The sequence below is a fragment of the Steroidobacter sp. genome (genome assembly GCF_036402275.1).
In the GTDB taxonomy this organism is placed as follows: Bacteria; Pseudomonadota; Gammaproteobacteria; order Steroidobacterales; family Steroidobacteraceae; genus Steroidobacter.
Genome location: NZ_DASWTF010000002.1, coordinates 289,504 through 302,720, shown reverse-complemented (window position 1 = coordinate 302,720; position 13,217 = coordinate 289,504). Strand labels below are relative to the sequence as shown.

Genomic DNA, 13,217 nt, shown 5'->3' with positions numbered 1-13,217 from the left:
GCCGGCGAGCCGCTGATGGTCGGCGGCAGGTTGACGGTCTGAGCCTCGGCGGTGGCGGCGATGGAAACGTAAGCGGCGAGAGCAGCGACGAACGACGTAGCGATACGCATGATTTGACTCCAGCAAGCACAGTTTTCGATGCCAGCCCGCAGTGCGCGGTGTTCGCGGCAGTGCGGGTACCTGTGTCTGGCAAGGGAAGCTGGCGTTGCGGAGCCGGCGCTGGAGACGCGGGACGCTGCCTAACACTTCACGCGGCGAACCGAAGTGGTTCATCGCGGCAACCCCGCTATCCGTGATGCGGCTGCTGTTGCAGCGGCATCCGAGGACCGGAGGCTTTGCGTCGCCGTCTTTCGACGGGTATGCCCTTACTCGACGGGAAACATTCTGCAGGAGGCGAGGACCGCCAAATATCCGACGCACCCTCATGGCTCGCGGTCGGATGCTGGCAAACCGCTTGAGGCCAACCAGCAGCGGTTGTTGAGCCTACGTAGGATCTACGGAAGCGCGGCTAGGTGGTTACGCATGAGTGCTCATTCGCGAGCGCGAAAGCCATAGCAAACAACGCTGCCTGGCTGAACGTTTGGATCCGAAATGATAAATTGAAAGCGCTACACAGTGGATCGCCGAAGTGACTGTTAGCAGCAAGTGAGCCTCACATTTCGGCGGATAGTGTTTCGGCCGTGGGCAATCCTCCACGTGGAGGATTCTTGGCCTTCCTCAAGCGGTGTAGCAAACTGTCCACGGCCATTCCAAAATCCATTGGTCCGCCGTCCCAACGTGTGACTGCCGTGCGGGCGTTGATGACGATCTCTTTTTGTTCGTGTTGCCGGGGCAGCTCGCGCCAGTCGCCGATCGGCTGATTGTGGTCCGGCGCGATGCTGTCGAAGCTCTCGCCATCCGGTCGCAAGAAACGAACCGCGCCGTCGTCCAATGTTTGCACAATCACTTTGCCTTCATGAGCGGCACGGTGGTGGAACCGACACAACAGCAAAACGTTGGATAGCTTGGTTTCGCCGCCGTGTGCCCAATGAGTCACGTGGTGCGCGTCTACATAGCGGGTATTGCAGCAGCCCGGGAAGCGACAGCCTTTGTCACGCGAGCGAAGTGCGCGTTGTAGGGCAGGTGGGATGCTTCGGGTTTTGCGGCCGACGCTGAGCAGTTCGCCGCTTTCGTCTTCGACCATGCCGACCACGCTCGCGTCGCAGGCGAGACGTCGCGCGGTTTCTGCGGCGATGTGCGTGCCGTGCTCGATCTCGCAGCGGCCTGCGCAGCCGGTCTGCAATGTTTCCAGATCGACGTGCACGACGATCTGATGTTTGTCGCCGCCGTTTAACGTCGCCGCGCCGTTCTGGAGGAAGCTCTCGGCGAGGAGTTCGAGGGCATCCGCCCGCTTCGTTCGCGTCGGGAGGAATTTTACATTCGGCGTTCCAGCTGGAGTGTCTGGCTCCGCGGCTTCGGGCTCGGTCTCCCACAGGTCCTCGACAGCCTTATCGATCGCCTTCATGAACAGTGCGCCTGACTGCGCTGACAAGCGAGCTTTGATGACTACCGAGCCGTCGTGATCGTAGAAGAACTGCAGCATGCGATCTTTCTGCTGCCGAGCTTCTCGCGTCAGCTCTTCCGATTCCTTGGCGTTACGATAGTGGCGAACCAGTCGCTCCACGTGGTGTGCCGTACCGTGGGTGGCGATCATCAATAAGTAGTCTTCTGTGGCAGGGCAGGCGACGCGCGTGAGTTCACGCACCTTCGAATAGCTGATCTCGCCGCGCTCCATCGCCGCGGAAATCTTCGGTAGATTCTCCAGCGCTCGCGCCGTCCTGACTTTCTCGCGCGCCGCGCAGAAACTGATGCCACATCGCCAGTTCAGCCAGTGCGCGCAGGATTGTGTGGATCCATCCGACCAACCACCGCGGCGATCGAACTCGGCGATCAGTGTGAGGAAACGATACATCGCGGCGTTGATATGGCCCGCGAGCTTCGTGATCTCATTGCCGATGGCGCGCGTTTCGTCGATGCGAGCGGCGCGCGCGCGGTAATCGTCAGCAAATGATGTTTCCATTGGTCACCCATCGGAACATGGCTCATGCTGAAGACGAGGCTACCGCAATCTTATGGAGCTGTATATAAGAGCAGTACGTGCGTGTCGGACTGAATTTAACAGTAGACACTCCAGCTGGAGGATCGACTCGACTCAGTATTGCGGGTGAGCTGGATTTGACATCGTGGCGAAGCGAGATCTGTTGAGCTTGCTCTCGATGAAGAGACGACTCGGCACAACTCCAGATGCTTTGAAATCGCTCTTTGGGTTTGGGACTTGCGAGAGATGGACGTTCGATCAGGCCACGGCACAGTTGCAGTTCTACGACCAGAATGATGAGCTTCGGGTCGTTGCGGAAGCGACCGATATCGGCAGCTACTCCGAGAAATCGGATACTTCCGGGACCCAGCGGCACGCGCGATAGCGCGGGCAAGGGGAGCACGGTGCTGGAAGGAGGTAGGTCGCTCCCGGCGACGCCAGCCACCGACGCCTCCGAAAACGCGTTAACTCGTTAGCGCTCCGGTCTCAGCCCGAACAATCGCAATCGTGCAATCCACCAACGCCTCAATCTGCTTGCTCGACAGCGCACGATTGCGCAATGTCACGTGATAGAGAATCGACCCGAACAGCGTACGAACGCAAACGCCATCTTCTCCTGCGTCAGCCACTGCGCAGTCGCCGAAACTCCGGGTAGATGAAATCCTTGGCTCGCTGTTCCCTACGGTGCATGAGGGCGGTGAGCTCCGGGTCGCGGGTGCAGGCTTCCACCGACGACAACAAGTTCGGTCACGACGTGTACCAGGTGCTCGCCGACTATCAGGATCGCGGCCAGACCGCGCAGGACGCGGGCGTGAAGTCGCCGTATCCGGTCGGCATCGGCGACGGTTGGTTGCGACTGATGACGTTCGACCTGAGCGGCGCGACCCCGGGCATCCAGGTGCGTACGTACTCGACCCATTACAAGAAGCACAGCACGGAAGCGGTGAACTACGCACAATGGTACGAGGCGCAGGAGAAGCCCAAGCTCAGCGACGAGGACTTCCTGCGTCAGGACGAGTTTCGTATCGAGCTGGCCGACTTTCACGCTCGCTTCGGCAAGCCGGAGGCGGTGACAGCCCGCTGAGTTTCGAGCACACTGCGGCCCCACGAAGAGGGCCGCGGTGATGCATGCAAGCTCATGAGATTTTCTGGCGAGGGTTGACGGCGAGTTTTCTGGCGGGGATGGGCACCGTGTTCGGTGCGGTCTGGGTGTTCTTCTTTCGGCGCCCGTCGCCCAAGGCGCAGGATGCACTGCTGAGCGGCGCCGCGGGCGTGATGCTGGCGGCGACTTTCTTCTCGCTGCTGCAGCCGGCGCTCGATCACGCCGAGTCGCACATATCTTCCAAGCCGCTCGCCGTTCTCGTCGTGATCGCGGGGTTACTTGGCGGCGCGATCGGTTTGTATTGGGTGCATCGGCGCGTTCCGCATGAGCACTTTGTTCTAGGCAAGGAAGGGCCCGACAGCCTGCGGATGCAGCGCCTGTGGTTGTTCGTCATCGCCATCACCTTGCACAACTTCCCCGAAGGCATGGCGGTCGGCGTCGGCTTCGCCGGCGGCGATATCGGCAAGGCCATGCCGTTGGCCGTTGGCATCGGGTTGCAGAACATTCCAGAGGGACTCGCGGTCGCCGCCGCCATGCTCGCGATCGACTATCCGAAATCGCAAGCGTTCCTGGTCGCCGCGTTAACTGGCTTGGTGGAACCTCTGGGCGGTGCGCTCGGCAGTTCGGCCGTGTGGATCGCCGGTCCGGCGATGCCAGTGGTGCTGGGCCTCGCAGCCGGCGCGATGCTATTCATCATCAGTGACGAAATCATTCCTGAAACGCATCGGGGCGGCTACGAGGACATCGCGACGTTCTCGCTGCTCGGCGGATTCGCAGTCATGATGTTTCTAGACGCGGTATTCGCCTGAGCACGGTCTCACGGCGCTGGTTGCTTGTTACACGTCACCAGTCTGTTCCAGTCGGCGAAGAAGCCATCGGGGTTGCGCTCCCACGCCCAAACGTGCAGTTCGTAGAAGGCCGGCAATCCGTAGCGATTGGGCTCGCCGACGAAGTGCATCAGGTGACCGTCGACCGAGGGCGCGCCGCCGCCAGGATTGTTTTCGGCCCAGTCCGCGGCGAGCACGAGAAACTCCACGCCGACGAGTCGCATGGAGCCGTTTGCCAGCGGTTCGTAGATCAGCAACTCGGGTTCGGCGCCGTCGATCTCGCCGTCACCGACGCGAGCCGGTAGTGCAAAGTGCACTCCCATCGCGCCGAAGTTCGGACCGCTCACGCAGGGTGTGGCGGCGACCCAGCCTTCGGCGATCGCGACGCCGATGTCCTTGTAACGAGCGGTCGCTTGTCTCACTTTCTCGACCAGCGGAGACGAACCTCTGCTGGTCGAGGCGCGCTGAGTCTCATTCGCAGTTTGATCGCCTGCCGTCGCCAGCAGCGGCAGGCTCAGCAATGCGACACATGAGAGGGATCGTTGGAGAGTGTTCACGGCAGTTCTCCTTTTGATAGACGCCAGCTGACGATAGAACTCGGCAGCGGCGTTATAAAGGGCAAACTTGCCTATATTTACTCCTTGCGGCGCAGCGACGCGGGCAGGTCGATGGACTGTTTCTAATTCAACGCGCGCTGTTGCACGCGCCACTCGGGGTTCGTGCAGAGCGTGCAGCGATCACCGACGAACATTCCTTTGGTCACTGACGATTCGTCGCCGAGCAGCTGCCATTTGATCCAGGCGACGGCGACCTCTCCAAACAAACCGCCGTTGTCGGAGGAGTAGGTGCCGGAGTGACCGAGCTCGGGGCGCACGGCATGGAACACGGGAATGGCGGGCGGCATGGTTTCGAAATCGCGCAGGCCGTTGGGATGAGCGACATCCTGTGGGCCGCCGGTCACGATGAGCACGGAACTGTGCAGAGCGTTGAAGATGGGATCATTGGGTTCGAGCAGGCCGCTGTTCCAAATACCCACAGTCTTGACCCGCTTGTCGCCCGAAGCGCCGTACGCCATGAGACCGCCGCACGACATGCCCATGACGGCGACGTTGCTCATGTCGATCTTGTCGTAGTAGCGACTGTCGGGATCCTGGTTGCGAGCTTCGATCCAATCGAGGGCGGCGATGAGTGCGGTGCCGTCGGGCTTGGGTGACTTGCTCGGTCGCTCGATCGGCTGGCGCACTTCGTTGTCCGGGCGCACGCGACGCTCGCCAGGAATCGGCGGACCGTCTGCGATCACGAGCACGCCGTGCGAGGCGATTTCAGCGAGGAACTCCGCGAACAGCAACCCTGATTTCTTGCAAGCGCCGTTGCCCCAGGCGAGTACCGGATGTTTGATGGTGCCGAAGCGCTCCGGACGATACACCGTATGCGTGGCGAGGCTTGGATCGTGCTCGACGATCACACCGTACGAACCGGAAGGGGGCTTGCCTGTCAGCTCGGCGTCGATGGTCTTCACGGCCGCGGTTTCGCTGGCAACTGAGACAGCGGGTAAAACCAGCGCCATAAGAATGGTGAGGCGAATGTTCATCGATCACCACTCCTTGCGCAGGCTGACAGCGAACAGCCGGCCCAGTGGGTTCGTTGATTGTGGGTCGTAGCCGCCCGAGATATTCACGAACGGCGGATCTTCATCGGCGAGGTTCTGCACGTCCAGGGCGACGGTGAGCCCGTCCGAGAATTGCGTGAGGTCGTAACCGAGGTGCAGGTCGACGGTCGTGTACGCATCGATGCTTCGGGGCACGGCGACACCGACCTGATCGTAGGAGCTCACATAGTTCACGAACGTCACCGCGCTGAGCTCATTGCGACGCCAGCCCAACTCGGCGCGGCCGCGGAAGCGTTGTGGATAGTTGAGCGTGCTCACGACGTCGACTTGCGGCGCGCCGGGTGCGGCGGAGCTGGTGAGCTTGGTGAAGTAAGAGCCGTTGAAGCCGGCGCTGAGCTGTCCGCCGCCCAGGTTCCAGTCGTAGCGTAACTCGGCATCGATGCCCTTCGCGATGGTTTCGCCGAGGTTCTGCCGACGTCCGTCCTGAATGTAACTGACCAGCGCGGGGTTGATCGATGAGTTGATCGGCAGGCCCGATCCCAACAAGGCCGCGATCTGCTCGGCGGTAGGATTGAGAATGCGATACGGCGCATAGATCGGATTCGTCAACAACCCCGCCGTGCCGCGCAAGCCGACGATCTGATTCTCGTAATCGATGCTGAAGTAAGTGAGCGATGCTCTCAGATCCGGCAAAGCCTGCGGCGTAAACTCCAATCCGACGGACCACGTCGTTGCTTCTTCAGGCTTCACATCCGGATTGCCGCCAGCGATGCCGATGCCCTGGCAGGTTGTCGCGGGCGGGCGGTGATTGCAGGGCAGAGTGTCACCATACAAACCATAGCCGCCGGAGCGTGGATCGTTCTCTGCAAGGCCGGGCGCGCGGAACGAAGTGCCCCAACTGCCGCGCAAGGCGATGTCCGCGAGGGGCCGCCAGGTCAGGCCGATCTTTGGATTGAAGGTATCGCCGAAGTCGCTGTATTCCTCGTAGCGGCCGGCGAGCGATACGCCCAGCTCCTGACCGCTGCTGGAGTTGTTCGCGCCGATGATCGGAATGAACGCCTCCGCGAAGACCGCAGTCACATCGCGCGAGATATCGCTGGGCACGTAAACCGGCGCAACGGTTGAACCTTGGGTAAGCAGTCCGCCCAAGCCTTCGTCGCGATACTCCGCGCCGACCGCCAGCCGCAAATCGCCGCCGGGCAGCGTCACGATAGGCCCGTCAGCCTGCACGGCCGCAACGGTCATATCCGTGTCGCCCTGAATGATGAACATGCCATTGCGAATCGCAGCCACTGTAGCCGGATCCGAGATTCCGCCGCCACCGAATGGATTGAACGCTAACGCGGGATTGGGATTCGCGAGCGCCGCGTTGATGCCGCCGGGCGTGGTGTTGAGATTCTGCGTACGACGCACGAAGTCTTCGCTCTTGCCGTGCGCGACGTACGCCTCCGCTTGCCAGGAGGTGGAAAGATTGAATCGCGCTCCGAACACGGCCTCCCACGACTCGGCTTCGCCAGGGTTCTCGGGAATGCCGCCGTCGTTGGCGAAGTCATATTGCACGATGATGGGGCCAGTGCCGCCGGTCGGATTGACGTAGTACGGATTGGCGCTGGTCACCGTGAGATTGGAGACGACCTGCGAATCCCGCACCGAGAATGTACGGCGTGAAAAATATCCTTCGGCGAATAACGTCACGGCTTCGCCCAAGTCCTGAGTGGCCGCGACGAACGCACTGGTGCGTCTCAGATCGGGAATGATGTCGCCCCGCTTCAGGTTGTCACAAAGATTGCGCGTATTGGGCGTGAACGATGCCGGCGTCAGTCCCGTGCCAGTGGAGTTCGCGGGAATGGCGTAGGGAATGCCGCCGACGAGAATGGTACCCGGCGCGCATTGCTGCGATCTCAGGTCATCGCCGCCGAATCGGCGCAGGTCCGACGTGTAGAAATCCCTGTCCTTGCCTTCGAGCGCGCTGTGGTAAGTGTGTTCGACGGCAGCCATCGCGTGGCCCGTGCTCCAGTTGAAGCCGCCGATCTGCCCGACTGACCAATCGTAGTACCCATCGGCGACGCCGTAGCGCGCTGAGCTTTCGGCGCCAGTGAAGTCACGCCTCGGCACGAGATTCACGACGCCCGTCACCGCGTCGGAGCCATAAATTGCCGAACCCCCATCCGCGACGACTTCGAGTCGCTCGACCGCGATGGAAGGGATCACCGACGCGTCAGTGAACTGACCTTGCGTGCCAGCCGGCGGCATGCGCCGGCCGCCGAGCAGCAACAACGTTGCGTTCGAGCCGATGCCGCGCAAGTTCACGGCAACACCGCGTGTGGCATTTGCCGCGCCGTTCTGTGCGCCAGAGGCTGTTTCCGAAGCGCCCAGACCGACGATCTGGGGCAGCTTTCGGATCAGATCGCTCGTGCTCGGCGCGCCTGTTTCGACGATGACTTCGCGATCGAGCGCGATGACATTCGAGCCGGTCGGCTCCACGCCGCGAATGCGGCTGCCGGTGACGACGACTTCGCTCAAGCTTTCGCTACCCGAGGTTTGGTTCTGCGAGAACGCTGTCGGAGTGCTGAATGCGGCCGCGCTGAATGCAAGGCCCAGTGCGCGATGAAACGTGCGGCGTGATGCGTAGCTCGCCATGAAAAAATCCCCCAATCGTCGTTAGTAATTCGAATCGAGCGCACGAAGTTGTAGCACACAAAAAATCGACGAATCGTATCGAGACAAAAATAATGTCGGCCCAAACGAATTCCTTATGGCGTATTGACGCGGTCGAACCGTCGAGAAAACAATCGCCGGCGCTGCGTATGAACCCGACGGGTCATATGAAGCGCTTATGAAGCCATCTCCTTTTGCTTATGGAGGGGCGCCAAGAAACAGTTGGATCGGGGGATGGTGCATGAACGACGGATTCGGCATCAGGTCGGCGGCGCTGCTGCTGGTCGTCGCTGTCAGTGGCAGCGTTGCGAGCGCGGCGGATCAGGCGTGTGCGGATTTGCAGTCGCTGACCCTGGAGAGTACGAAGCTGGTCGCGACGCCGATTACTCCTTCACCTCAGTGGACCGTGGACAACGACACACTCACGCGCGGAGCAGTGTCCGTCAGCGAGCCGTTCTGCCGGGTCCAGGGCCGCATCGAGAAAGAAATCGAGTTTGAACTGTGGTTGCCGCCGCCATCGCGTTGGAATGGCAAGCATCTTGGCGTGGGCAATGGGGGTTATGCAGGCTTCATCAACTACAGTTCGCTCGCGCATGGACTGAAGCGCGGTTATGCCACTGCGTCGACAGATACAGGCCACAAGGGCGGTCCGGCGGATGCGTCGTGGGCGCTGGGTCATCCACAGCGGATCGAGGATTACGGCGGTCGGGCGCAACATCTGACGGCGACGGTAGCGAAACAGATTCTCAAGGCGTACTACACGAAGCCAGCACGCTATTCGTATTTCATGGGCTGCTCGAACGGCGGCCAGCAAGGGCTCACGGCCGCGCAGCGTTATCCCGACGACTACGACGGCATCGTTTCCGGCGCGCCTGGCACGAACTTTCCTGATATGTCGACGTACGTGATGCTCAGCGGCCGCGCCAACGGAGCGACTGCGGAGGGGCGGCTGACACAACAGGACATGGAGCACACCGTGCGCCGGATGGTAGCGGCGTGCGACAAGAACGATGGCGTCGAGGATGGACTCATCGAGCATCCGCCGTCATGCAAGTTCGACTTTGCGTCTTTGACTTGCAGTGGCGCGGAACAAGGTCACTGCTTGAGCAAGGCGCAGGTCGACAATGTGCGCAACTTGTTCTCGCCACTGCGCGACGCGGCGGGTAAAGAGATTTATCCGCCGCCTGCCATTGGAACGCTGCTGCCGGTATCCGAGCTCGAACGCCGCGGCAAGCTCGGCGCTGACATGTATCGATTCGCCGTGTTCCAGGATAAGAGCTGGGATCCAGCGTCCTTCGTGCTCGAGCGGGATCTGCCCATCGCCCGGCAGCGACTGAGTGCGTTGATCTCGGACAACGTGGACCTCACTCCGTTCGCGAGAAGTAACGCGCGCCTCATTCTCTACCACGGGTGGGATGACTCGGGTCCTTCGCCATACAACAGCATCAATTATTACGAAGCGGTACGCCGCACCGTTGGCGCACAGCAGACCGACAGCTTCTTCCGAATGTTCATGGTGCCGGGCTTGTATCACTGTCGCGGCGGTCCGGGGCCGAACAGTTTCGGCAATGCCGGCGATCCGCCGGTGCTTGACGCTCAACACGATGTCCTCATGGCGCTGGAGCAATGGGTTGAGCGCGGCACGGCGCCAGAGCGAATCGTTGCCAGCAGTGTCAAAGAGGGACAGGTGACGCGCACTCGACCCTTGTGTCCGTATCCGAAACAGGCGCGCTACAAGGGCACGGGAAACACAGACCGCGCGGAGAGCTTCGAGTGTGTAGCGCCATGAGCCAATCGGATGATGTGTTGCTCTATGCAGTCGGAGACGTTGGCCCCAGCCGTCCCGATCCGGACACGTTGTTCGAGTATGTGCGACCCACGCTTCAACAGGCGGATGTGGCGTTCATGCAGCTCGAACTGCCGATCTCGGAGCGTGGTGCTCGCTTGCCTCAGGTGAGGCATACCGATCGCAGCCCGAAGGCGGCAGCACCTGCGTTTCGACGTGCAGGGTTCACTGTCGCGTCGCTTGCTGGCAATCACTGCATGGATTGGGGCGCCGATGCGATGTTCGACACGATGAACGCTCTGCGTGAGAGCGGCTTGAGCGTCGTCGGTGTCGGCGCAAACATCGCGGAAGCGCGCAAACCAGTCATAGCTGAGGCGAAGGGCAGGCGTATCGCGTTTCTGGCATACAGCTCCATTCTGCCCATGGGGTTCTGGGCCGAAGAAAATCGGCCGGGCTGCGCGCCCATGCGCGCCTGGACCCTCTATGAACAGGTGGAGCACGATCAACCCGGCACCCCAGCTCGCATCCATACGTTTCCAAATCGCGACGATCTGCGTGCGCTCACCGAAGATATAAAGAAAGTGCGCGAGCATGTCGATTTCGTCGCGGTCTCGCTGCACTGGGGGATTCATTTCATTCCCGGCGTCATCGCGGACTATCAGCGCGACGTTGGCCGCGCAGCGATCGACGCCGGCGCGGACGTGATCCTCGGTCACCATGCGCACATTCTGAAGGGCGTGGATATCTATAAAGGCAAGCCCATCTTTTACAGCCTGTGCAATTTCGCCATGGACTTGCACATGGACGAGAAGCATGCGCGCAGTAAGGGCTTCCGCGAGATTCAGAAACTGCATCCGGAGTGGGAGCCGAATTTCGCGATCACCTATAACTTCCCGCCGGATTCCCGGCATACGGCCATCGTGAAGTGTGTGCTCAAACGAGGCGAGCCCGCACGCATCAGCCTGCTGCCGACCTGCATCGGGCCGATGTCGCAGCCGGAAATCCTGAAAGCGAACGATCCGAGATTCGAAGAAGTCCGTGCCTACCTGGAGCGACACACCGCAAGCCAGCGCCTCAACGCGCGATATGTCGTGGCCGGAGACGAGTTGCAGCTCGAAGCGGTGGATGCATGAGCCTTCGCAACCTTCTATGCGCCCTCGTGGCAGTGATTCTGACTAGCCATGCTCACGCGGAGTTGGTGAAGCTCGACGTGAAATCCACCGAGTCGGCGTTCGCAGGCCGGACCTTCGGCACAGTCGGGTCGTACGAAGTCATTCGCGCAGTCGCTCACTATCGCGTCGACCCGTCGCTGCCAGTGAACTCTGGGCTGGTGAACATCAATCGCGCACCGCGCGATGAGCAAGGGCGCGTGGCGTTCGATGCCGACGTGGTCATCCTGAAGCCGGCGGACATGGCCAAGGGCAATGGCCGCATGCTGTATGAGATGGTCAATCGCGGTCGACCGTTGAGCTTGGGTTTGCTGAATCGCGTGGGAGGTCGGGGCGGCTTTAGTGCTGCCCCCGATGCGGGCGACGGCTTCTTAATGAACGCCGGCTTCACTGTCGTGATGAGCGGCTGGCAGGCGGAGTATCCGTTACAAGACGCGCCGGCGATGGCGGTCGCGCTCGGCAGTCGGTTGCCGCGTCCGCCGAATTCAACAGCCATGAGCGCACGATTGCCGATAGCAGTGGAGGCCAATGGCGCTCCTGTCACTGGCGTTACGCGAGAGCAATTCTTCGATGTAGGCTCTGAGGGCAAGTTCGTTGGCTATCTCACTTATCCAGCCGCCGATCTCGCTGCGAAAGGCACGCTCACCATGCGCGAGCGCGACGCCGATCCCCCCGTCAGTCCGCCGGGATTGTCGTGGCGCTTTCTGGATGCGTGGCGAATCGAGGTGACCAAGCCTGCTGGCACGAGCGCCGGCGCATTGTTCGAGTTCGTCTATCAAGCACGAGATCCGGTGGTTTATGGATTGGCGTTGGCCTCCATGCGGGATCTCGTCTCTTACTTGAGATACAGCGACGCTGAGGCCAACCCGTTACGCACGCGCGGCCGAGCGGCAATCCAAAAGGTCATCGGCCTCGGAGCTTCGCAGACTGGCCGCACGCTGAAGGAACTGGTCTCCGAGTTCAACGAGGACGAGTCGGGCCGGATCGTGCTCGACGGTGCGAACATCGTGATTTCCGGCGCCGGGCGCAACTCAGTGAACTCGGCCTTTGCGCGCCCGGGATTGAAAGATGCGCAGCACACGAGTTGGGGCCTGCGTGGCGACGAGTTTCCTTTCAGCTATCCCGTCACCAACGATCCGCTCAGTCATCGCACCGACGGCGTGCTGAGCCACTGCACGACAGCCCGCTCGTGCCCGCGGATTATTCATATCGATTCGGAGAATGAGCTCTGGCACGGCGGCACGCTCACTTATCTGGATATGAACGGGCGCGACCTGACCATCCCCGAGAACGTGCGCGTGTTCGTATTCGCTGGCACGGAGCACAGCGCCGCGCCTCGTCCCGGCGCAAGCCCGCCGTTTTGTGCGGCACCGGCGCCAGCGTTGATCGACTGGAGCGGCTTCGCGCGAGCGCTGTTCACGGCGCTCGATCGATGGGTGACGAACGATGAAGCGCCGCCGGCGAGTCGTTATCCAACGGTGGCGCGTGGTGAGCTGGTGGCGAAGTCAGCTTACAAATTCCCGCAACTTCCGCAGGCTCAGTATGTGGGCGCGTTCTCGGCGAAGCACTATTACGACTTCAGCCAGGAACCGCCAAAGCGCTTGGGCTCCTATCCAGTGCTCGTGCCACAGGCAGATGCCGACGGTCTGATGCTGGGTGGGGTTCGACATCCATTCGTCGCCGCGCCGCTCGCAACGAACGCCGGATGGAATGTGCGCAAACCAGGCTTCGGCGCAGGCGGTCTGTGCATGGCGACCGGCCTGCACGTGCCATTCGCCACCACTCGTCGTGAGCGAGAGGAGCGCAAGGATCCACGGTTGTCAGTTGAAGAGCGGTATCCGTCGCGGGACGCGTATGTCCAGGCCGTGGAGCAGGCGGCTCGCGCGCTGGTGAAGGATCGTTTGCTGTTGCCGGACGATGCGCAGGCCATCGTCGCCGAAGCTCCAGGCCAGTATCAGAAGGCGCTTGCGCGCCGTTAGCGACACGGGA

10 protein-coding genes and 1 riboswitch are annotated in these 13,217 nt (G+C 61.4%); of the genes, 6 read left to right on the top strand and 4 right to left on the bottom strand.

What is annotated here, in order from left to right; all coding sequences use genetic code 11:
• Positions 1 to 273 precede the first annotated feature (273 nt).
• Positions 274 to 374, bottom strand: a riboswitch (cyclic di-GMP riboswitch).
• 278 nt (positions 375 to 652) lie between these two features.
• A complete protein-coding gene (locus VGD45_RS01395) occupies positions 653 to 2,059 on the bottom strand; it encodes an HNH endonuclease signature motif containing protein (protein ID WP_331153475.1) in 1,407 nt (468 codons plus the stop codon).
• A 196-nt stretch (positions 2,060 to 2,255) separates the two neighbouring features.
• On the opposite strand from VGD45_RS01395, the gene VGD45_RS34265 reads away from it, so the two are divergent.
• The 3 genes from VGD45_RS34265 to VGD45_RS01385 all read left to right on the top strand — a co-directional run bounded on the left by VGD45_RS34265 (position 2,256) and on the right by VGD45_RS01385 (position 3,988).
• A complete protein-coding gene (locus tag VGD45_RS34265) occupies positions 2,256 to 2,462 on the top strand; it encodes a DUF6882 domain-containing protein (RefSeq protein WP_414717545.1) in 207 nt (68 codons plus the stop codon).
• Positions 2,463 to 2,774: 312 nt separating this feature from the next.
• Positions 2,775 to 3,161, top strand: a complete 387-nt coding sequence (locus VGD45_RS01390; protein WP_331153474.1) for a hypothetical protein — start codon at positions 2,775 to 2,777, stop codon at positions 3,159 to 3,161.
• Between the two features lie 44 nt (positions 3,162 to 3,205).
• On the top strand, positions 3,206 to 3,988 hold the full coding sequence (locus VGD45_RS01385) for a ZIP family metal transporter (protein ID WP_331153473.1): 783 nt from the start codon (positions 3,206 to 3,208) through the stop codon (positions 3,986 to 3,988).
• 8 nt (positions 3,989 to 3,996) lie between these two features.
• Here the strand turns inward: VGD45_RS01385 and VGD45_RS01380 are convergent, their stop codons facing one another.
• The 3 genes from VGD45_RS01380 to VGD45_RS01370 all read right to left on the bottom strand — a co-directional run bounded on the left by VGD45_RS01380 (position 3,997) and on the right by VGD45_RS01370 (position 8,255).
• Positions 3,997 to 4,563 carry a hypothetical protein gene (locus VGD45_RS01380; protein WP_331153472.1) on the bottom strand — a complete coding sequence of 189 codons (567 nt, stop codon included), beginning with the start codon at positions 4,561 to 4,563 and terminating at the stop codon, positions 3,997 to 3,999.
• 122 nt (positions 4,564 to 4,685) lie between these two features.
• Positions 4,686 to 5,597, bottom strand: a complete 912-nt coding sequence (locus tag VGD45_RS01375) for a hypothetical protein (protein WP_331153471.1) — start codon at positions 5,595 to 5,597, stop codon at positions 4,686 to 4,688.
• Between the two features lie 3 nt (positions 5,598 to 5,600).
• Positions 5,601 to 8,255, bottom strand: coding sequence for a TonB-dependent receptor domain-containing protein (locus VGD45_RS01370; protein WP_331153470.1), 2,655 nt, complete (start codon positions 8,253 to 8,255; stop codon positions 5,601 to 5,603).
• Between the two features lie 259 nt (positions 8,256 to 8,514).
• Between VGD45_RS01370 and VGD45_RS01365 the strand changes: the two genes are divergently transcribed.
• The 3 genes from VGD45_RS01365 to VGD45_RS01355 are packed head-to-tail and all read left to right on the top strand — an operon-like array spanning position 8,515 to position 13,207.
• Entirely contained in the window at positions 8,515 to 10,062 is a 1,548-nt protein-coding gene (locus VGD45_RS01365; RefSeq protein WP_331153469.1) for a tannase/feruloyl esterase family alpha/beta hydrolase, read from the top strand.
• The gene (locus VGD45_RS01360) at positions 10,059 to 11,192 is read left to right on the top strand and encodes a CapA family protein (RefSeq protein ID WP_331153468.1); all 1,134 of its coding nucleotides are present in this window, start codon (positions 10,059 to 10,061) and stop codon (positions 11,190 to 11,192) included. The genes VGD45_RS01365 and VGD45_RS01360 overlap by 4 nt, the downstream gene beginning before the upstream one ends.
• Positions 11,189 to 13,207 carry an alpha/beta hydrolase domain-containing protein gene (locus VGD45_RS01355; RefSeq protein WP_331153467.1) on the top strand — a complete coding sequence of 673 codons (2,019 nt, stop codon included), beginning with the start codon at positions 11,189 to 11,191 and terminating at the stop codon, positions 13,205 to 13,207. The genes VGD45_RS01360 and VGD45_RS01355 overlap by 4 nt, the downstream gene beginning before the upstream one ends.
• Positions 13,208 to 13,217: the final 10 nt, after the last annotated feature.

What these genes read in the sequence shown, in the direction of transcription:
- VGD45_RS34265 (WP_414717545.1), top strand. Translation starts at nt 2,256, where the DNA reads ATGAAGAGACGACTCGGCACAACTCCAGATGCTTTGAAATCGCTCTTT.
- VGD45_RS01360 (WP_331153468.1), top strand. Translation starts at nt 10,059, where the DNA reads ATGAGCCAATCGGATGATGTGTTGCTCTATGCAGTCGGAGACGTTGGC.
- VGD45_RS01355 (WP_331153467.1), top strand. Translation starts at nt 11,189, where the DNA reads ATGAGCCTTCGCAACCTTCTATGCGCCCTCGTGGCAGTGATTCTGACT.
- VGD45_RS01365 (WP_331153469.1), top strand. Translation starts at nt 8,515, where the DNA reads ATGAACGACGGATTCGGCATCAGGTCGGCGGCGCTGCTGCTGGTCGTC.
- VGD45_RS01395 (WP_331153475.1), bottom strand. Translation starts at nt 2,059, where the DNA reads ATGGAAACATCATTTGCTGACGATTACCGCGCGCGCGCCGCTCGCATC.
- VGD45_RS01370 (WP_331153470.1), bottom strand. Translation starts at nt 8,255, where the DNA reads ATGGCGAGCTACGCATCACGCCGCACGTTTCATCGCGCACTGGGCCTT.
- VGD45_RS01375 (WP_331153471.1), bottom strand. Translation starts at nt 5,597, where the DNA reads ATGAACATTCGCCTCACCATTCTTATGGCGCTGGTTTTACCCGCTGTC.
- VGD45_RS01385 (WP_331153473.1), top strand. Translation starts at nt 3,206, where the DNA reads ATGCAAGCTCATGAGATTTTCTGGCGAGGGTTGACGGCGAGTTTTCTG.